Source organism: Streptomyces venezuelae, assembly GCF_008642355.1.
Classification (GTDB): domain Bacteria; phylum Actinomycetota; class Actinomycetes; order Streptomycetales; family Streptomycetaceae; genus Streptomyces; species Streptomyces venezuelae_B.
The window spans coordinates 1,005,720-1,023,578 of sequence record NZ_CP029193.1 but is presented as its reverse complement, the minus strand read 5'-3'; the positions used below and the strand labels follow the sequence as shown (position 1 = coordinate 1,023,578).

General features: G+C 68.6%; 21 protein-coding genes and 1 tRNA gene. All 22 read left to right on the top strand.

Going from position 1 to position 17,859, the window contains the following annotated elements; translation table 11 throughout:
• Nucleotides 1-8: 8 nt before the first annotated feature.
• The 22 genes from DEJ47_RS04510 to DEJ47_RS04410 all read left to right on the top strand — a co-directional run bounded on the left by DEJ47_RS04510 (nt 9) and on the right by DEJ47_RS04410 (nt 17,841).
• On the top strand, nt 9-965 hold the full coding sequence (locus tag DEJ47_RS04510) for a phage major capsid protein (protein WP_150165152.1): 957 nt from the start codon (nt 9-11) through the stop codon (nt 963-965).
• Nucleotides 962-1,996 carry a glycosyltransferase family 4 protein gene (locus tag DEJ47_RS04505; protein WP_223828233.1) on the top strand — a complete coding sequence of 345 codons (1,035 nt, stop codon included), beginning with the start codon at nt 962-964 and terminating at the stop codon, nt 1,994-1,996. The genes DEJ47_RS04510 and DEJ47_RS04505 overlap by 4 nt, the downstream gene beginning before the upstream one ends.
• A gap of 9 nt (nt 1,997-2,005) precedes the next feature.
• Nucleotides 2,006-2,419, top strand: coding sequence for a hypothetical protein (locus tag DEJ47_RS04500; protein WP_150165150.1), 414 nt, complete (start codon nt 2,006-2,008; stop codon nt 2,417-2,419).
• Nucleotides 2,419-2,781 (top strand): hypothetical protein, encoded by a 363-nt coding sequence (locus tag DEJ47_RS04495; RefSeq protein WP_150165148.1) that lies wholly within the window; start codon nt 2,419-2,421, stop codon nt 2,779-2,781. The genes DEJ47_RS04500 and DEJ47_RS04495 overlap by 1 nt, the downstream gene beginning before the upstream one ends.
• A gap of 49 nt (nt 2,782-2,830) precedes the next feature.
• Nucleotides 2,831-3,139: an HK97 gp10 family phage protein gene (locus DEJ47_RS04490; RefSeq protein WP_223828232.1), complete on the top strand. Its 309-nt coding sequence runs from the start codon at nt 2,831-2,833 to the stop codon at nt 3,137-3,139.
• Nucleotides 3,139-3,537, top strand: a complete 399-nt coding sequence (locus DEJ47_RS04485) for a hypothetical protein (RefSeq protein WP_150165144.1) — start codon at nt 3,139-3,141, stop codon at nt 3,535-3,537. The genes DEJ47_RS04490 and DEJ47_RS04485 overlap by 1 nt, the downstream gene beginning before the upstream one ends.
• Nucleotides 3,538-3,612: 75 nt before the next feature.
• Nucleotides 3,613-4,197, top strand: a complete 585-nt coding sequence (locus DEJ47_RS04480) for a phage tail protein (protein ID WP_150165142.1) — start codon at nt 3,613-3,615, stop codon at nt 4,195-4,197.
• 101 nt (nt 4,198-4,298) lie between these two features.
• Nucleotides 4,299-4,631, top strand: a complete 333-nt coding sequence (locus DEJ47_RS04475) for a hypothetical protein (protein ID WP_150165140.1) — start codon at nt 4,299-4,301, stop codon at nt 4,629-4,631.
• 110 nt (nt 4,632-4,741) lie between these two features.
• On the top strand, nt 4,742-5,035 hold the full coding sequence (locus DEJ47_RS04470; protein ID WP_223828231.1) for a hypothetical protein: 294 nt from the start codon (nt 4,742-4,744) through the stop codon (nt 5,033-5,035).
• Nucleotides 5,036-5,056: 21 nt separating this feature from the next.
• On the top strand, nt 5,057-9,913 hold the full coding sequence (locus DEJ47_RS04465; RefSeq protein WP_150165136.1) for a peptidoglycan DD-metalloendopeptidase family protein: 4,857 nt from the start codon (nt 5,057-5,059) through the stop codon (nt 9,911-9,913).
• Between the two features lie 3 nt (nt 9,914-9,916).
• Nucleotides 9,917-12,151, top strand: a complete 2,235-nt coding sequence (locus DEJ47_RS04460) for a hypothetical protein (RefSeq protein ID WP_150165134.1) — start codon at nt 9,917-9,919, stop codon at nt 12,149-12,151.
• Between the two features lie 94 nt (nt 12,152-12,245).
• A complete protein-coding gene (locus DEJ47_RS04455; protein ID WP_223828230.1) occupies nt 12,246-13,247 on the top strand; it encodes a DUF5047 domain-containing protein in 1,002 nt (333 codons plus the stop codon).
• Nucleotides 13,244-13,912, top strand: coding sequence for a hypothetical protein (locus tag DEJ47_RS36270; RefSeq protein ID WP_190415266.1), 669 nt, complete (start codon nt 13,244-13,246; stop codon nt 13,910-13,912). The genes DEJ47_RS04455 and DEJ47_RS36270 overlap by 4 nt, the downstream gene beginning before the upstream one ends.
• A gap of 10 nt (nt 13,913-13,922) precedes the next feature.
• The gene (locus tag DEJ47_RS04445) at nt 13,923-14,135 is read left to right on the top strand and encodes a hypothetical protein (protein ID WP_150165130.1); all 213 of its coding nucleotides are present in this window, start codon (nt 13,923-13,925) and stop codon (nt 14,133-14,135) included.
• The gene (locus tag DEJ47_RS04440; RefSeq protein WP_150165128.1) at nt 14,135-14,776 is read left to right on the top strand and encodes a hypothetical protein; all 642 of its coding nucleotides are present in this window, start codon (nt 14,135-14,137) and stop codon (nt 14,774-14,776) included. The genes DEJ47_RS04445 and DEJ47_RS04440 overlap by 1 nt, the downstream gene beginning before the upstream one ends.
• 10 nt (nt 14,777-14,786) lie before the next feature.
• Nucleotides 14,787-15,218 carry a hypothetical protein gene (locus DEJ47_RS04435; protein WP_150165126.1) on the top strand — a complete coding sequence of 144 codons (432 nt, stop codon included), beginning with the start codon at nt 14,787-14,789 and terminating at the stop codon, nt 15,216-15,218.
• Nucleotides 15,219-15,230: 12 nt separating this feature from the next.
• Nucleotides 15,231-16,244 carry an N-acetylmuramoyl-L-alanine amidase gene (locus tag DEJ47_RS04430; RefSeq protein WP_150165124.1) on the top strand — a complete coding sequence of 338 codons (1,014 nt, stop codon included), beginning with the start codon at nt 15,231-15,233 and terminating at the stop codon, nt 16,242-16,244.
• A gap of 6 nt (nt 16,245-16,250) precedes the next feature.
• Nucleotides 16,251-16,601 carry a hypothetical protein gene (locus DEJ47_RS04425; RefSeq protein ID WP_150165122.1) on the top strand — a complete coding sequence of 117 codons (351 nt, stop codon included), beginning with the start codon at nt 16,251-16,253 and terminating at the stop codon, nt 16,599-16,601.
• A 12-nt stretch (nt 16,602-16,613) separates the two neighbouring features.
• Entirely contained in the window at nt 16,614-17,045 is a 432-nt protein-coding gene (locus DEJ47_RS04420) for a hypothetical protein (RefSeq protein ID WP_223828229.1), read from the top strand.
• Nucleotides 17,042-17,401, top strand: a complete 360-nt coding sequence (locus tag DEJ47_RS04415) for a hypothetical protein (RefSeq protein WP_150165118.1) — start codon at nt 17,042-17,044, stop codon at nt 17,399-17,401. Before DEJ47_RS04420 ends, DEJ47_RS04415 begins: the two co-directional genes overlap by 4 nt.
• Nucleotides 17,402-17,403: 2 nt before the next feature.
• Nucleotides 17,404-17,559 (top strand): hypothetical protein, encoded by a 156-nt coding sequence (locus tag DEJ47_RS36265; RefSeq protein WP_190415264.1) that lies wholly within the window; start codon nt 17,404-17,406, stop codon nt 17,557-17,559.
• 213 nt (nt 17,560-17,772) lie between these two features.
• Nucleotides 17,773-17,841: transfer RNA gene (locus tag DEJ47_RS04410), tRNA-Leu, on the top strand.
• Nucleotides 17,842-17,859 lie beyond the last annotated feature (18 nt).

Here is a 17,859-nt window from a genome sequence, read left to right as displayed (position 1 = left end):
AAGGAATCATGGTGGCTACGGCCCCTATCACCACGGCAAGCCTGCCGGAGGAACTCCTCCCGCGGACCATCACCGCCCCGATCTTCGAGAAGAGCCAGGAGCAGTCTGCGGTCATGGCGCTCGCCCGGCGGGCACCGCTGGCCCTGGACGCCACCACGTCGGTGCCGATCCCGTTGGATGTGCCGACCGCTGACTGGGTCGGGCAGGGCCAGAAGAAGCCTCTGTCGACCGGCGGCATCGACGTCAAGCACATGACGGCGAAGAAGCTCGCCGTGCTCATCCCGGTCGCTATGGAGGTCGCCCGCACGAACACGGCCGGCCTGTACGCCCAGTTGCAGAACGACCTGCCGACGGCGTTCGCGCGGGCCTTCGACCACGCGGCGATCCACGGCAAGACGATGAAGGGCGCCACCGGACCGTTCACCGAGTACCTGGCGATGACGTCCCAGTCCGTCGCACTGGGCACCTCGTCGCAGGGCACCGGCGGCATCTGGGCGGACCTGGTCAAGGGAATGGACCTGGTCATCGACGAGGACTACGACTACACCGGTACGGTCGCGGACCACCGGCTGAAGCCGAAGCTGCTGCTGGCGACGGACACGACGGGCCGTCCGATCCTGGTCGACACGACCACGCCGGGTACGAACATGGCCAGCGCAGGGACGCTGATCGGTGAGCCGCTGGCGTACTCGCGGTCGGTGTCGGGCAAGCAGCGCCGCCAGTCGGGGTCGGCCGACACGGGCCTGCGGGCACTCGGCGGCGACTGGAGTCAGGCAGCGTATGGCGTGGGCATGGACATCACCGTGAGGATCTCCAACGAGGCGACCTACGTGGACGAGGACGGCGGCGTGCACAGCGCATTCCAGGAGAACCTGGTGCTGATCCTCGCGGAGGCCTACTACGGCTTCGTGATGGGTGACGCCGACGCGTTCGTGAAGTACACCGGCACGCCGAGCGGCTCGTGAGTAGGGCCGTCCCGGCTTCCGCGCCGGGCGGGACGGCCAAGCCGCTGAAGATCGTGGCTCGTGTCCATGCGTTCCCGCCGGAGCACAATGCGGGCGCCGAGCACATGCTCGTGTCGATGCTGCGTCCTCTGGTGGAGCGCGGGCACGATGTGTCGGTGTGGCTGTCCCGCTATGGGCAAGCCCACAAGGAGTACGAGTACCGCGGCATCAAGGTCATTCCTTTGGAGTCGCGGCTCGACTTCTCCTCGGCAGTCCGCAGGGCGGATGTGCTGCTGGCCCATCTGGAGACGGTGCCGTCGACGGCGTCACTGGCCCGCGGGTACGGCAAGCCGCTGGTCGTGGTCTGCCACAACACGCACCGACCGACTTTCCGTGACATGGCCGCGGGCGGGACTGCGCTGGCGGTCTACAACTCGCGATGGATGGAGGCGGAGGCGGAGGTCTTCTTCGCCGAGTACCCGAAGTCCATCCGGCCCGCGTCGAGCCTGATCGTGCGCCCGCCGGTGTTCGCCGGCGAGTACGCGACGAAGCCGGGCAAGGCGGTCACGCTGGTCAACTGCAACCCGGAAAAGGGCGGCAAGGTTCTTCGGGCCCTCGCTGAACGAATGCCGGAGCAGGAGTTCCTTGCCGTGCGTGGCGCCTATGGGGAGCAGATCCTCCCGGACCTGCCGAACGTCGAGATCGTTGAGCACGTCGACGGGCAGGACATGCGGGAGAAGGTCTACGCCCGCACTCGGGTGCTGCTGATGCCGTCCTCCTACGAGTCGTGGGGGAGAGCGGGCGTCGAGGCGCTGGCAAGCGGCATCCCAGTCCTTGCCCACCCGACTCCCGGCCTCTGCGAGTCGCTGGGCGAAGCCGGGATCTTCGTGGACCGGCAGGACATCAACGGTTACGAGGCGGTCCTGCGGAAGCTCGCGACTGCCGCCGAGTACCGGCTCGCGAGCAAGCGCGCCAAGGCCCGCTCTGCGGAACTCGACCCGGCAGAGGATCTGGCGGCCTGGTGCAGCGCCGTGGAGTCCCTGGCCCGATAGGAGGCGACGATGCCGTTCACCGCGCCGACCGTCGAAGACCTGGGCCTCTACCTCGACCTCGCCGAGATCGACGGGAATCGGGCCGACTTGCTGCTCCGAATGGCGACGTCGCTCTGCCAGACCGTCGTCAAGCCGCTCCCCGAGGGCGCGGACGCGGTAGTCCTGTCGGTTGCCGGCCGCGCGTACACGAACCCTCAGCAGGTGTCTTACGAGACGATCGGCCCCATGTCGGTGCAGCGGCCTACGGGTTCGGGCGGCCTGTACCTGACGAAGGCCGACAAGTCTGCGCTCAAATCGCTGGCCGGCCGGGGCGGGGCGTTCACTGTGGATCCGACGCCGGGCACCGCAGATCCGTCCCCGACCTGGCCCGTTGACGATGCCGGGTTCGCCGACGAGTTCGAGCCGGGCTGGGGGTACTCCTGATGCCCGGCCCGTACCCCTACGGGGAGACGGTCGTCCGGCTTCGGCGCGGCCCGTCGCCGGGGCGGGATCCGCGAGGGCAGCCCATTACCGGCCCGCTGCTGGAGCAGCCCGTGACCGGCTGCGTGGTGGCGCCACGCCAGTCCACGCCGCAGGTGGGCGGGGATGAGCAGCAGGCCCGCGACACCGTCATCGTCGGCTTCACCGTGTATGCGCCTGCGGGCAGTGATTGGCGCACGACCGACCAGGTGCGGATCCGCGGCGAGCTGTGCGAGATCACTGGCGAGCCCGGCGACTGGGGCCGCAACCCGTTCACCGGCACCCGCGGCCCCGTGCAGTTCGCGGCGGACCGCGTAACGGGCTGATCACTTCCCTCTTCTCAGGCTGGGGGCGTTGATGCCTGCACGCTTCAGAATGTCCAACAAGGGCGTGGGGCAGCTCCTGCGCTCCGAGATGATCCATGCGGAGATGGTGCGCCGCGCCGAGCTCATCATGTCGGTGGCTGTCTCCATCGCCCCGGTCGGCGGCGCCGGCGACCCGCATCCCGGTCACTACAAGGCCAGTTTCCAGGTGACCAGCACACGACGCGGAGGCCGTCGCCGGGACCGCGCTACCGCCACGGTCAGTAACACCTCCTACTACGCGCGGTTCGTCGAGTACGGCACTGAGCGGGTTCCCGCCCACCACGTGCTGCTGCGTGCCGCCCAGGCAGGTGGACGCTGATGGCCGCCGTCGGCTCAGTTGATGTGGAGCTGCTGGTCATCGGCTGGCTGCAGGCCAAGCTCGGCGACAACGCCACCGTCCGCGACGAGCTCGACAACAACCTCCTCAACGAGCTGCCCACGGTGCAGGTTGAGGGGGTCGGCGGCGGCGATGACGGGTTCCGGCTCGACCGGGCCCTCGTCGACATCAACATCTACGCCGCGACGCGCGCCGAGGCGATCGCTCTCGCCGGCACTGTGCATGGCTTCTTGCTGACCGAACTGCGCGGCTCGGCGACGGACGTCGCGGTGGTCGGCAGCGTTGCGACGATCACCCGTCCCGCTGCCCGGCCGTATGAGAACACCGCTCTCCGCCGCGTCGGCGGCACCTACCAGATCCACAGTCACCCGGTCTCCTGACCGGCCCTCGGGCCCGCGCCAGCCCTCCTCAGATCCCGCCCGTGCGCGGGCTACACGCATGTCTGGAGACAACCGATGGTCAACATCACCCGCGCAGCGGACCTCACCGTCATCGGAGCCAACGGTGGAGGTTGGACGGCGGACACCGGCACGACAGCCCCTGCCTCGCCGCTGGTCCAGCCCGTCTCCCCGTGGGAACCGCTCGGCGCCATCTCGGACGACGGCCTCACCTACGGCTTCGACGAGGACAGCCAGGAGTTCACCCCCTGGGGGCTCACCTCTCCGTTCCGCACGCAGATCACAAAGTCCGTGCGGACCTTCAAGGTCACGCTCTGGGAAACCGCCCGCGTCGCCGTCCAGTCGATCATGTACCGGCTCCCCGCCTCCGAGCTGGAGCCCGTCGGCGGCCTCACAACGTTCGCGGAGACCGCAAGTCCCGTCCCGGACCGCAGGGCCTGGTGGTTCTTGGTCCTGGACGGCGACACCGCCCGCGGCTTCTACGTGCCCCAGGGAGAAGTCTCCGACCGCAGTGACGTCACGTTCAAGCAGGACGAGATGAGCGCCTACGAGATCACCGTCACCGCCTACCCGGACGCCGAAGGCAACACCGTCTATCACAGCGACAAGGTGCCCGCGACGCCCGAATACACGGGCTCCTGAGCCCTCTTGAACGGGTGGACGGGCCGCCGTCTGGGCGCGGACAGCGTCCCGTCCACCTGCACATCCGCGCCCGCGCCACAACCCTCTAGGAGGTCCGCGCCATGAGCACAGAACCCGAAGTCCTGCCCGCCGAAGCCCAGGAGCTCGAAGCCGATCAAGGCCACTACGTGACCGCGTCCCTGTGCGGGAAAGAAGTGCGAGTCATCCCGGCTGGCGCCTGGCGCATGTCCTGGCAGCGCGCCCTCAAGGCGGGCGACTTCGACGTGTTCGCCTCCAAGATCATGCACCCCGACGACTTCCCGCTGTTCGAGGACCTCGACCCGACGAACGACGCCTTCGGAGAGTTCGTCGCCGATGCGGCCAGCAAGACAGGGGAGGCCCTGGGGAAATCCTCTGGACCGTCTCGGTCCTCGAAGACCACGCGGAAGCGGTAGAGGCCGACCTCCTCGAGCGAGGCATCGACATCCTCGACCTGCACCGCGGCCGAATGTCGTGGCGCCGACTGAGGATCCTCATCCAGCATTTGCCGCCCGAGTCCCACACCATGACGGCGCTCCGCAATCAGCTCAGCGATGAGGAGCTTGCGGAGCAGGCGGAGAAGGGCGAGCCAGAGCGGGGTCGCTGGTCGCAGCTGGAGCAGCTGACGGCGTCAGTGCTGGATGCGGTGCGACGTCTGGAGTACGTGACGATCTGCGCCAACACCGAGAAGAAGAGCGACCGCCCAGATCCGCCCGAGCCGACCTCTCGGCCCGGCGCCAAGGCGCCTAAGCCGAAGCCGAAGCTCACGGAATCCAGCGCTGAACGGCTCTTCCAGATCATCAACGGGGGCGCAGCGTAGCGCAGGCGGGAGGCGACTCCCGTGGCGATCCAGGTCGGCAGCGTCGAAGTCGACGTCATCCCAAACACTCAGGGGATCTACTCCCGGCTGCGGTCCGGTCTGGTCCCGGCGGCGACGCGCGCCGGTGAGGACGCGGGTGAGGCCGCTGGCAGGTCGTTCGGTCCGGCGATGCAGGCGCAGGTCGGCAACGTCGGCCTTTCGATTGGCCAGCAGATCGGGCAGCAGATCGCCAACCGCATCACGTCGGCGCTGCGGGATGCGATCCGTGACGGCGTCAACCAGGGTGGCCGCACGGCCCGCCCGGGCGCTGTCCGGCAGGGCGATGAGACCGCGGGGGCTTTCTCCCGTGCGATGAAGGTGCATTTGCAGGCGGCGTTCCGGTCGCTGCCGAAGCTGCAGATCGGCGCCGACACGTCTGAGGCGGACTCGGATCTGCAGGCCTTGCGGTTCCGCATGGAGACGCTGGCGGACAAGCGGATCGGTATCGACATCACCGCTGCCGAGGCGAAGGCGGAGATCCGGGCGATCGAGGCTGAGCTGACCCGTCTCGGTGCGAAGCACCCGAACGTGCAGGTGCGGGCGGACACGGCGACGGCGCTCACACAGCTGGCGGCGGTGCGGGCGGCGATCGCCGCGGTTGACGGCAAGCGCATCAACATCAACACCAACGTCAGTACCGCGCAGGCCACGGCTGCCCTTTTCGGGCTCACGGTCGCGTTGGGCAGTGTCGCCGCGATCCCTGCGATCCCGATTCTCGCCGCGGGGCTTGGCGCGATTGCCTCGGCGGCTGTTGCCGCCGGGGCTGGCGTTGGTGCGCTCGCAGCTGTCGCCATTCCGGCGTTCGTTGGGATGGCGAAGGTGTTGCAGGCGCAGAAGGCCGCGCAGGACGCTGCGACGACCGCGTCCATCAAGGGCGGTCAGGCCAACGGGCAGGGCGCCTCGAAGGCGCTGCAGATGGCTGGAGCCCAGCAGGCGTTGGCGACCGCGCACCGCAATGCCGCACGCCAGGTCTCGCAGGCGGAGCAGGCGGTCGCGGATGCCGTGAGGTCGTCCGCCGAGGCGAACCGGCAGGCATCCCAGCAGGTCAAGGCTGCCCGGCAAGCACTGGCGGATGCGGTGCAGCAGGCCGCGGACCGGCAGCGGGATGCCGCCGAACGCGTCGCGCAGGCCGAGCAGTCCCTCGCGGACGCGCAGCGCACGGCGCGGCAGGCTCAGCAGGATCTCACCCAGGCCCGCAGGGATGCTGTCGCCGAGCTGGCGGAGCTGTCGAACCGGCTGGCGGATGCGCAGCTGTCCGAGAGGGACGCGGTCCTGTCTGTGGAGGAGGCCCGGCTCCGGCTGCGGGCGACGCAGGCTGTCGGCTCGAAGGCCACGTTGCTGGAGCAGCAGCGGGCGCAGCTTGCCTATGACCAGGCGGTGCAGCGCCTCAAGGAGCAGCAGGCCGAGACGAAGCGGCTGGCCGGCGAGAAGAAGGCCGCGGACAGGGCTGGCGTTGAGGGTTCGGAGACGGTCCGGAGCGCTCAGGAGCGGCTGAGGGACGCCGAGCGGGGTGTCGCCGAGCAGCAGAAAGCTCTGAGCAAGTCTCGTACTGAGGCGGCCCGGCAGCAGGTTCAGGGGCAGCGGGACATCGCTGAGGCGCAGGAGAAGGTCGCCGAGTCGCAGCGCAACGTCACCCGGGTTCAGGAGGACGGCGCGCGTTCGGTGGCGCGCGCCCAGGAGTCTCTGGTGGCTGCGCAGCAGTCGGCCGCGGATTCGATCGCTTCGGCTCAGCGTCAGGTTACCTCCGCGTCGCAGTCTGCGGCCGGGGGCGTGGATCAGGCTGCCGTCGCGCAGGCCAAGTATCAGGCCGCGTTGGACAAGTTGACGCCGTCGGCGCGGAAGACGTTCGACGCGTTCGTCGATCTGAAGAGCGCGTTCGGCGACTGGTCGAAGTCGCTGCAGCCGCAGGTCATGCCCATCTTTACCCGCGCGCTTATCGGGCTGAAGAACTCGCTGCCGGGCCTCACCCCGTTCGTGAAGGCCGCCGCGGATGCGATTGGTGAGCTGCAGGACCGGGCGTCGCGCGGGTTCAAGTCGGAAGGCTGGAAGGAGTTCAAGTCCGATCTGGCGGGCGCCACCCGTCCGGCGATCATCGGGCTCGGCGTCGCCTTCGGGAACCTCTTCAAGGGCATGGGTGGCATCATCCAGGCCTTCCTGCCCCACATGGACTCCATCAGTGCGCGGATGCAGGCCATCACTGGCCGCTTCGCCGCATGGGGCACCGGCCTCAAGGGGTCCCCTGCGTTCGAACGGTTCCTCGCGTATGCGGCGGAGAACGGGCCGCTCGTCGCCCGCACGATCGGCGACATTTCTTCGGCGTTCTACCAGGTCGCGAAGGCGCTGGCCCCGCTGTCGGGGCCGGTGCTGGAGGTGCTGGGCGCGCTGGCCCGCGGGCTGGCGTCGATCGCGACGACGCTGCCGTGGCTGATCCAGGGCATGTACCTCGCCTACATCGCGACGAAGCTGTGGACCCTCTCGCTGTTCCTGCTCAACGTCGTGATGAAGGCGAACCCGATCGTGCTGGTCGGTTTGGCGATCGTCGCGCTCGTCGCGGCCGTCATCTACGCGTACAAGCATTTCTCGTGGTTCCGCCAGGGTGTTCAGGCCGCCTGGTCGGGGATCCAGACCGCGGCCTCGGTCGCCTGGAACAGCTTCCTGAAGCCGACGTTCGACGGCATCGTGGCCGGGGCTCAGACGGTGGGCCGCTGGGCGATGTGGCTGTGGCGTACCGGCCTCAAGCCCGCGTTCGACGGGATCTCTCTGGGCGCCCGCATTCTCGCCGCGGTCATCATTACGCTGCTCGTCGCGCCGATCGTGATCGCGTTCCGGCTGGCTGGCGCGGCCGGAGCGTGGCTTTGGCGGGTGGCGCTCGGTCCGGCGTTCCGGAGTATCGGCGGTGCAGCGAGGTCGCTCTACAACGCGGCGATCCGGCCTGCGTTCACGGGCATCGCGACGGTCGCCGGGTGGCTGTACCGGAGCGCGATCCGCCCGATGGGCAACGGCATCGTGGCCTCTTTCCGGTTTGTCGGCCGGATCGGTAAGTGGCTGTACGAGAACGCGATCCGGCCTGCTTTCCGCGGTATCGGCAGCGTGGCGTCGTGGCTGTGGCGGTCCTCTATCAAGCCGACGTTCGGGTGGATAGCCGACAGGGCATCGTGGCTGTACACGAAGGGCCTGAAGCCCGCGTTCGACAAGATCAAGGAGGCAGTGCGTCTCGTCGGGCGCGCCTTCGACTCTGCCCGTAAGGCCATCGGTACGGCCTTCGGCAAGATCAAAGACATCACGAAGGAGCCCGTCAACTTCGTAATCAAGTGGGTATACACAAAAGGGATAAAAGCCGTCTGGGATCGCGTGGCCAAGTTCGTCGGGCTCGGCAAACTCCCCGATGCGCCCAAGCTCCTTGCCGCAGGTGGCAGCGTCGGAAACGGCTTCGGTCCGGCCGCGCCGATGAAAGTGAACCGGCCGACCGCGATCGTCGGCGAGGGCAACCCCCGCTATCCCGAGTTCGTGATCCCCACGGATCCGAAGTACCGCAACCGCGCGCAGGCCCTGCACGCGGCTGCAGGCACGAAGCTGATGGCGGCGGGCGGCTTCCTCGGCCCGATCGGCGACGCCTGGGACTGGACGAAGGACACCGTGTCCGACGTCGTCGGCAAGGGCATCGACTGGGCCAAGACCGGCGCCGATCTGATCGCCAACCCTTCCAAGATCTGGTCGAAGCTCGTCAAGCCGATCCTGTCCAAAGTCACCAAGGGGGTCGGTACGGCGCCGATGGGGAAGGCGATCGCGAAGTTCCCGCTGAAGATGGTGTCCGGGCTCAAGAACAAGATCGTCGACGCCGTGTCCAGCATGTTCGCCGGCGGCGGCGGAGGCGAGTGGCTCAAGCCCGTCAACGCGAAGTACGGAACCCGGTTCGGGGTCCGCGGCAGCATGTGGTCGTCCGGCCGCCACACGGGCCTCGACTTCCCCGCCGCAACCGGCACACCGATCCGGGCCGTCAGCGACGGCACCGTCTCCCAGGTCGCCTCCGGCGGCCCCTACGGCAAGCATGTCGCGATCAACCACGGCGGCGGGCTCTCCTCCTTCTACGCCCACATGTCCGCGATCCTCACCAAGCTCCACAAGCACGTCAACCGGGGCACGACGATCGGCGAGGTCGGCGCGACCGGCAACACCACCGGCCCGCACCTCCACCTCGAGGCCCGCAGGAACGGGCGCCCCGTGGACCCGATGCCGTTCCTCACCGGGGGCGGAGGCAAGGGCTTCCCCAGCGCTGCGGTCGGTGCCGCACAGCAGTACGCCAAGTCGATCCTCCACCGCTACGGCTGGGGGCCCTCGCAGTTCGGGCCGCTGAAGAAGCTGTGGGAGGGAGAGTCCAACTGGCGCTGGGACGCACTAAACCGCTCGTCGGGCGCCTACGGCATCCCGCAGTCCCTGCCCGCCTCCAAGATGCGATCGGCGGGCGCCGACTACCTCACCAACTACAAGACCCAGATCCGCTGGGGTCTCGGCTACATCAAGGGCCGCCCCGACTACGGCAGTCCCGCACGGGCCTACTCGAAGTGGCTGTCCCGCAGCCCGCACTGGTACGACCAGGGCGGATACCTCCAGCCCGGCCTCAACCTCGCCTACAACGGCACCGGCCGGCCCGAGCCGGTTTTCACGCAGGCGCAGGCCAGCGCGCTCACGCGCATCGCAACGTCTGCAAGCGCAGGCAGGGGAGGGGAGTTCACCGGAACCCTCACCCTCGACAGCGGGGAATTCCTCGGCCACGTCCGCGGGGAAGTACAGCAGACCTTCACGGCCCTCACCACCACCGTCCGAGCTGGCAGGAGGTGACCTGTGGCGATCCCCGGGAACCTGCTTTCCGCCACCACCTCGGAGGTTGATCCGAACACCTCCGGCTGGACGAGCAAGCTCAACTGCACGATCAGCAAGGGCACCGGGGGCCGGGTCGGGGACGGCTGCCTAATCGTCAAGAGTGTGGCGGCGGGGGAGGTGCAGGCCCGCACCGTCTCCTCCTACCCGGTCACCGCGGGCACCGTCTATCAGTGCTTTGCCGACGCTGCAGGGACGGTGCCGGAGCGGATCGGGATCCGTTGGCTGAGCGCCACAGGCTCCGAGATCTCAGTGACGTGGTCGCTGGTCACAACGGCCGCGTACAGCGGCTGGCACCGGGTCGGCGTGGCAGGGATGGCGCCGGCCGGGGCGACACAGGCGCAGCTGCTGCTGTCGTCAACTCCGGGCGCGGGCCTGATCAACCACTTCTGGGAGAACCTGTATCTGGGGTTGCCGATCAGGACGACCGGCAATCTATTCGGTTTCGGCACGGAGTCGTCAGAGATCGACGCGTCCGGGTGGACAGCCGAGGTCAACGCGTCTGTGTCCCGGCAGGTGCCGATCGCGCTGTGGGCGGTCGACAACTACCTGGGGGGCGCCCACACCATCGCGGTCACCGCGACCGGCGCGGGCAACGCGTCCGCGGTATCCGTCGACCGGCCGTCCGTCACGCCGGGCACCGACTACCTTGCCTACGCCTACCTCAATCCGCCCACGCTCGCGGCGGACTGCTGGCTTGAGCTGCGCTTCTACGACAGCAACGGCAACCAGATCTCAGCATCCCGCGGCACGCTCGTTTCGCCGCCGCCCGGCTCGGGCTGGTACCGGCAGCGCGCGTCGGGCATCGCCCCGGTGAACGCGGCGACGTGCAGTGTCGCGGCAGGAGTCAACGGAGCTTCGGCCGGGCAGGTGCTGCGGTTGGAGAGCGTCGTCGTCATGGTCGCCCCGTCCGCGCAGGCTGGGACCGTCCTGCCGTATGCGGACACAGCTTTCGAGCAGGGCGTCGCCGGGTGGACGCGGCCCTCAGGAGTCGCGGTCATCGCCCGGTCCACGCCATGGGGGCAGGCCTCTTACGACGGCTCGTACTCGATGTCGGTCACCTCGGCGACAGCCACGGCGAGCGTCGTCCGGTCGGCGCGCTTCGCCACCCCGGGCGGCGTGGGCACCAGCTACCGGGCGCAGATCCTCGCCTCCCTCGGAGCGGGATCGTGGACCGTCAACCTGAAGGTGCGCTGGTACGACGCCTCCAACTTGGATTTGGGGACGACCGGGGGCACCAGCTACAGCTTCCCCGGCGCCGGCTGGTACGCGATGACGACCGATGCGAGCGTCCCCGCCACCGCCACCCAGGGGGCGATCGAACTCACCCTGACGGCAGGCGCCACCAACTCGGCGATGTACGTCGACTGGGTGGCGCTGTGGCAGACCCTGCCGCTCACCGCTGTCGCCGCCGTCGACGAAACCGCCAGCATCACCCTCACCCTGCGGGAGCTGCCGGTCGGGCAGTCCATCAGCGTCTACCGGGTCGGGGTAGACGGTGTCCGCACCCTGGTGCGCGGCCCGAGCGGCCTCCTCGACAAGGAGCCGATCACCTCGGACCTGATGATCGTCGAGGACTATGAGGCGCCCCTCGGCGCCGCCCTGTACTACCGGATTGAGCTGTGGCCGGATGGTGCCACCACCCCGAGCACCCGCACCTCCGACACCGTCACCATCACCGCCGGAGACCCCAACTGGGCGTGGCTGAAAGACCCGGGTGCGCCGCAGCGCAACCGCCGGTTCCTGATCTCGCGACCGCCGGAGTGGCAGCGGCCCATCGAGCAGTCCGTGTACCGGGTCAAAGGGCGCCGCAACGCCGTGGTGCTCTCCGGGGTCCGCGGCGGCCTGGAGGGCGACCTCGCCCTGTGGACGCAGACGGATGAGGAGCGGGCTGGGCTGCACTGGCTCCTCGACTCCGGAAACGTGCTGCTGTGGCAGGCGGCACCAGGCATGGGCGTGGCCGACATGTACGTCACCGTCGCCCAGGCCACGGAGGCACGTGTCGGCGGCACCGCTATGGAGCCGTGGCGGGCCTGGACCCTGCCTCTGACCGAGACGGACATGCCCGTCACGACCGGTCTCGGGGGCAGCGCGGGCCGCACCTGGCAGGACGTTTTGGCGGAGTTCGACACCTGGGCGGGCCTGCTCACCACGTATGCCTCCTGGGAGGGTGTCCTCCTCGACCGCAGGCTGGGGTGACGCCGTGTACCCCGTCTCCGACCGGTTCCTGCCACGCTTGGGGGAGTCCCATGAGCCGCCCACCGAGGTGAAACTTTTCCTCACGGACGGCAGCGTGGTCACCCTGGAGCACACGGGCGGCTCGGTGCCGGTTGACCGCGGGCAGGCCATCCGCCGCACCTGCACCGTCACCTGCGCCGACGTGTCGCTGATCCCGCGCACGCCGACGGATCAGCTGGCCACCTATGGGGCCCGGCTGCGGATCGCCCGCGGCGTCACCTATGCAGACGGCTCCCAAGAGCTCGTCCCCCTCGGGGTCTTCCGTCTCGACAGTGTTGACGGCGACCCAGCCGACGGGCCCGTCACACTCCAGGGCAAGTCACTGGAAGCGTGCGTTGCCGACGACAAGCTCACCGAGCCGTATAAGGCGACCGGCACGGTTGTCGGTGCCGCGACCGCACTGATTCAGCGGTCTCTGCCGGACGCCGACGTCATCAGCACCATCGTCGACGCCCCGATCGGCTCCCGCACATTCGACGTCGAAGCTGACCCGTGGGCGGGCGTGCAGGAGATCGTGGCTGCCGCCGGCGCCGAGTGCTACACCAACGCCGACGGGGTGTTCGTGATCGCGAGCCTGCCTGATCTGCAGACCACGCCCGCAGTATGGGAGGTCGCAGCCGGGGACGGCGGCGTGTACGTGCAGGGCAGCCGCGCCATGACCAGCGACCAGGTACACAACGGGGTCCTCGCACGCGGCGAGAACACCGAGGAGAACGTCGCCCCGGTCAGCTTCCTGGCCACAGACAATGACCCGAACAGCCCCACTTACTGGAGCGGCCCCTATGGCAGGCGGCCAATGTTCTACTCCAGTTCGACGCTGACCACGGTCAACGCGTGCGCGCAGGCAGCGAATCTGAAGCTCGCCGCGGCCAGAGCGCCGAACGCGTCCGGGGACTTCTCGTCGCTGCCGAACCCCGCGCTCGAGCCGGGTGATGTCATCCGCGTCGTCCACCCCGACGGCAGCCGTGAGCTCCACCAGGTGCAGTCGTTCTCCGTGCCACTCGACGTCGGCGGAGACTTCCCCATCGCGACGATCGCGGCGAAGGAGGACGCGTGAAGTCCTCTCATGGCACGGTCCGGCAGCTCGCCGACGCGCTCCAGCGGCAGGCCGTCGACGCCGGAACCAGCACACCGAGCGTGCGCGGCGCCGACTGGCGGCTCGCCACCGTCCAGACCGTCAACGCTGGCGGCACCGTCGTCACCGACGACGGCATTACGGTGCGCCGCTTGGAGACGTACACGCTGCCGCTCGTCGGTGACGTCATCGCGGTCACCCAGTCCAGCAGCGGCAACTGGCTCGCCCTCGGACGCCTCAGCTCCGGCGATCCGGGGTGGACGACACCGACACTGGGCACCGGCTACATCCAGGGCAACACCAGTACCCAGGGCAACAACAACGGCCCCATCCGCTACCGCAAGATCAATTGGCAAGGCGGCTGGTGGATGGAATGGGACGGCGGCGCCACCCGCGCGACCGGTGCCCAGACCTCGAACATCCTCTCCGCCGCGCTGAGCGCCGACCTCCGGCCTGCCGCCCGCGCCTCGTTCGTGATCGCCCGCAACGCAACATCCATCTCAGGGGTGTCACTGAGCACGTCAGTCGTGCACTCGCTGAAAGTCGACTTCGACTCCGACGGCACCGTACAGCTCATCTCCGCCGCGGCCGGCGCCACGGAAACCAACTGGCTGTCCCTCAAGGGCATCCGCTACCCGCTCGACTGAAAGGCCCACCATGGCCGCCCCTGCTACCTACCGCGTCGTCGTGAACGGCGGCGAGTCCTCGATCGACGTCGTGCTGCAGGAGGGCGACTACTCGCCCGTCACCGACGGCGACATGCCCGCCCTCGCCTGGGAACTTGCTCGCGCAGTCTCAGAGCTCGCGGGCGCCAACCTCATCACCGTGAACCGCACCTCCGCGGTCACGACGGAAGTCCCGGAGGTCTGATGCCCACCACTGACGACTACGGGCAGGGCATCGGCATCGCCGCGCTCACCGATCCGCCGGACGCCAGCAAGCTCGCGAAGGACATCGTCAACCCCATCGCGTCCCGCTCCACGATGCGGTTCGCGTCGTCATCCGAGCGCGCCGCAACTCTGGTCGGTGACGCGGCACCGGTCGAGGGCATGGTGACGTGGCTGCGGGACGTCGACCTGCTCACCGTCTACGACGGAAGCTCCTGGTCGGTGATCGGGTCGGGCACCAAGGCCTGGACCACGATCAGCCTCGCGAGCGGGTTCGCCCACAACGGCAACAGCAACGGCACCCTGCAGTACCGGATCGTGAACCTTTTCGGTGAGGACACGCTGATGCTGCGGGGCGGCGTCAACATCACTTATTCCGGCAGCCCCAAGGTCATTCCGAACAGCGGCTTCGTCACCAACACGCCTCTGGTGACCGCTGCACGCCCGTCATCGTTGCGCAGCCTCACCGGCGCCTGCTCGACGACGGACTCCGACGTCCTCTCCGTGAAGATCGACATCGGGACGGACGGGCGCATCCAGATCGTCGGCACCACCTCCGCCACCGCCGACCCGAAGATCCAGCCGCCGTGGGTGTCCTTCAACGGCAAGTTCTGCAGCCTGTGAGGAGGCGCACGTGGCCACCGTCTGCAAGCTCTACCGCGGCGAGAAGCCGCAGCTCATCCCGCCGGAGACGTGGACGCTCGTCACCTACGAGCGGGTCATCATCAACGACCGGAACATGGCCCGCAACAACATGCTGATCATGCCGCCGTTCGACGGGGACTTCCTGTGGGCCCGCAACCTGCGCTGGGCCTCCATCGCCGTTCCCGAGGGCGACACCCGGCCGCGGCAGTTCATGTCCCGCTTCATCCGCGACCCCTACGGCGACCGTGACGACACCGGAGCAGCCGACCACCTTGCCACCCCCGGCCGCAGCTGGGAAACCACCAGCTGGTTCTTCGCCGGACAAGCCGGACAACCCGTCGGCGTCGAAGTGTGGCACGACCACGACCAGCCCTGGCCCCTCGAACACGCACAGCTCGTCGGCACCACCTGGGACTACTAGAAGGGGCCGACCATGGCTCAACCCCTCACCCCGGACGCCCTCCTCGCAGCCCTCCGCAGAGAAGGCGTCCGCGTCGCCGAGAAGGCCGGCTGGCGCACCCACAACCGCAACCACAAGGGCCCATGGGGGCCGGTGAATGGCGTCGTCATCCACCACACGGCTGGTTCCAGCAGCCTCAGCGTGTGCTGGACAGGAACATCCGATCTGCCGGGCCCGCTCTGTCACACCCATCTCGCGAAGAGCGGCACCGCCACCATGCTCAGCGCAGGCCGCGCGAACCACGCCGGAACGTTCGCGGCCAACGCACACCAGGCCGTCGTCAACGAGTCGCCGACGCATCCGCGACCGGATAGCTCGGAACCGGTGGACGGCAACGCCCACTACTACGGCATCGAGATCGAGAACCTCGGGAACGGTCGTGACCCCTACCCCGCCGCGCAGTACGACGCCGCGGTCCGATGGGCGGCGGCGATCTGCCGCGCGCACGGCTGGTCGGCCGACTCGGTGATCGGCCACAAGGAAGGCACCCGCCGAAAGATCGACCCCAGCTTCGACATGGACCAGTTCCGCAAGGACGTCGATGAACGCCTCGACCACCCCGCCGGATGGACTCCAGGGGACGAGCCCGATCAGGAGGAGACCGTGCCGTACACCCTCGGACGGTACGAGACCGCAGACCGGCCGCTGACTCCCGGCAAGTGGACCACCCTCCCGATCGAGGGCGTCGACCTGCTGACCGGGGCGTCCGCCTACCAGGCGATGGCGCAGATCACCGCCGAACTCCCCGACGGGGCAACGCTGCAGGGCCGCTTCTACCACTACCGCACTGACGGCTCCCGATGGACAGCCGGACTCAGCGAACGACAGGGCACGGCGGGCAGCACCTTCGCGGATTTCCACAACTCCGGATCGATCGCAGCGACGGAAAAGCTCCGCTTCGAGGCCTGCTACTGGCCCGTCGAAGCCGACGACCAAAGATCCATCACCATCACCACGTCGCGCCTCCGCGGCCTGTACTGGAAGTAGGACACCATGAAGATCTTCGGCCGTGAGCCTGCTCTCATCGTCGCCAGCATCAGCGCAGGTCTGTCCCTCCTCGTCAGTTTCGGTTTCGACGGACTCTCGGCAGAGCAGGCGGCAGCGATCGTCGCCGTCATCTCAGCTGTCTTCGCCGCGGCGACCGCAGCCGTCACGCGGCCCATCGCACCGTCCGCGTTCACCGGCCTCGCCGCAGTCGGCTTTGCGCTCCTCGCCGCCTATGGCCTCGACGTGTCCCAGGAGACCGTCGGCGCCGTCAACGCTCTGGTCCTTGCCGTCCTCGGTCTGCTCACCCGCGGCCAGGTTTCCCCGGCAACTCCTGCTTCCGTTCGCCCGGTGGCGTAAGTGCCGTGCCGCGTGGCCGCCTGGCTGCGAAGGCGGCTCGGTCGGCGCGGCAGCTTCTTGCTGATCATCGGGGTCGGTAAGACGTGCTGGGGGCTCAGCTTCCTCTTCGACCCGCCCCCCGGCCAGGGACTCGAGCTGCTGACCCGTCTCTGCGACATCCGTCACTGGTCCTGGCTGTGGATCACCTGCGGACTCATCACCGCGGCGTCTGCGTTCCTCCGCATCGGCCGCGACCGCTACGGCTTCGTCGCCGCCCTCATTCCCCCCACCGTGTGGGCCATCGCCTACACAGTCGCCGTCGTATCCGGCGACTACTCCCGCGGCGCCTGGGTCGCCATCTGGTACCTGACGAGTCACGTCGGGGTCATCTTGTGGGCGGCCACGGTGCCCGAGCATTCGGTCCCCCCAGTGCCGAGAGCCGCCAGGAAAGGGCGGAAGCCGTGACGGTGTGGGCGGGAATCGTGGCCGTGATCGGCACGGTCGGCATGGTGGTCGCGGGGCTGTTTGCAGCGCGGGCGACGACACGGGCCGCGGCGGCGACAGCGGAAGCAACTCAGGCGGCAGCCAGGGCGACCGCGGAGCCGAATCAACGGCAGGCCGACTTGGAGTCCTTCCGGGAGATCCGCCAAGGTCTGGAGCGTCGCCTTGAGCGAGTGGAGGAGCGCGAACGCGGCTTGCGGTCGCTCGTGCGCGCCTTCGCCGGATACGTGGCCGAACTGGGTACGCAGATGCGCTCCCACGGCATCGAGCCCCCCGCCCCGCCGGCGCGCGTCGACGAGTACAACCGGACAGGAGTGTGACCATGCCCGAACCGCGTCCCATGGCCCGACGCGTCGACGACTCGGCAGCCGACATCCCCAGCCTCGTCGCTCTCGGCCTCGCCGAACCACCCCCGCAGCCCAGCTACGAGGGGCTGTTCCTGGAACCGGACACGCCGCCGGAAGAGCCGACGGAGTAACTGACGCCCCCGCCCCTGCCTCGCGCAGGCGGCGGGGGCGATTCGCGGTTCTGGGGCGACAGTTGCCGCAATCCGCTAGACATGTAACTGGTATTGGCGGTTACAGTGGGGCTACAACTTCATGCACCTCCCGGTGCGCAGGCATGGCGGTTACTTCTTGGACAAGCACCGCACGCCGACTTTGATCTCGGGAGGCACAGCATCGGGGGTGCCCGGTGCGCAGGCGACGGATACTTCTCCTGCTAAGAGAGAGACGCGGGTTCAAATCCCGTCCACCGACCAACGGTCGGAGGTAGCTCA

Bases quoted from the DNA above. Each gene is read 5' to 3' on its own strand.
- DEJ47_RS04490 (WP_223828232.1), top strand. From the start codon at position 2,831: ATGTCCAACAAGGGCGTGGGGCAGCTCCTGCGCTCCGAGATGATCCAT.
- DEJ47_RS04440 (WP_150165128.1), top strand. From the start codon at position 14,135: ATGCCCACCACTGACGACTACGGGCAGGGCATCGGCATCGCCGCGCTC.
- DEJ47_RS04510 (WP_150165152.1), top strand. From the start codon at position 9: ATGGTGGCTACGGCCCCTATCACCACGGCAAGCCTGCCGGAGGAACTC.
- DEJ47_RS04500 (WP_150165150.1), top strand. From the start codon at position 2,006: ATGCCGTTCACCGCGCCGACCGTCGAAGACCTGGGCCTCTACCTCGAC.
- DEJ47_RS04425 (WP_150165122.1), top strand. From the start codon at position 16,251: ATGAAGATCTTCGGCCGTGAGCCTGCTCTCATCGTCGCCAGCATCAGC.
- DEJ47_RS04495 (WP_150165148.1), top strand. From the start codon at position 2,419: ATGCCCGGCCCGTACCCCTACGGGGAGACGGTCGTCCGGCTTCGGCGC.
- DEJ47_RS04485 (WP_150165144.1), top strand. From the start codon at position 3,139: ATGGCCGCCGTCGGCTCAGTTGATGTGGAGCTGCTGGTCATCGGCTGG.
- DEJ47_RS04475 (WP_150165140.1), top strand. From the start codon at position 4,299: ATGAGCACAGAACCCGAAGTCCTGCCCGCCGAAGCCCAGGAGCTCGAA.
- DEJ47_RS04480 (WP_150165142.1), top strand. From the start codon at position 3,613: ATGGTCAACATCACCCGCGCAGCGGACCTCACCGTCATCGGAGCCAAC.
- DEJ47_RS36265 (WP_190415264.1), top strand. From the start codon at position 17,404: ATGCCCGAACCGCGTCCCATGGCCCGACGCGTCGACGACTCGGCAGCC.
- DEJ47_RS04445 (WP_150165130.1), top strand. From the start codon at position 13,923: ATGGCCGCCCCTGCTACCTACCGCGTCGTCGTGAACGGCGGCGAGTCC.
- DEJ47_RS04470 (WP_223828231.1), top strand. From the start codon at position 4,742: ATGACGGCGCTCCGCAATCAGCTCAGCGATGAGGAGCTTGCGGAGCAG.
- DEJ47_RS04430 (WP_150165124.1), top strand. From the start codon at position 15,231: ATGGCTCAACCCCTCACCCCGGACGCCCTCCTCGCAGCCCTCCGCAGA.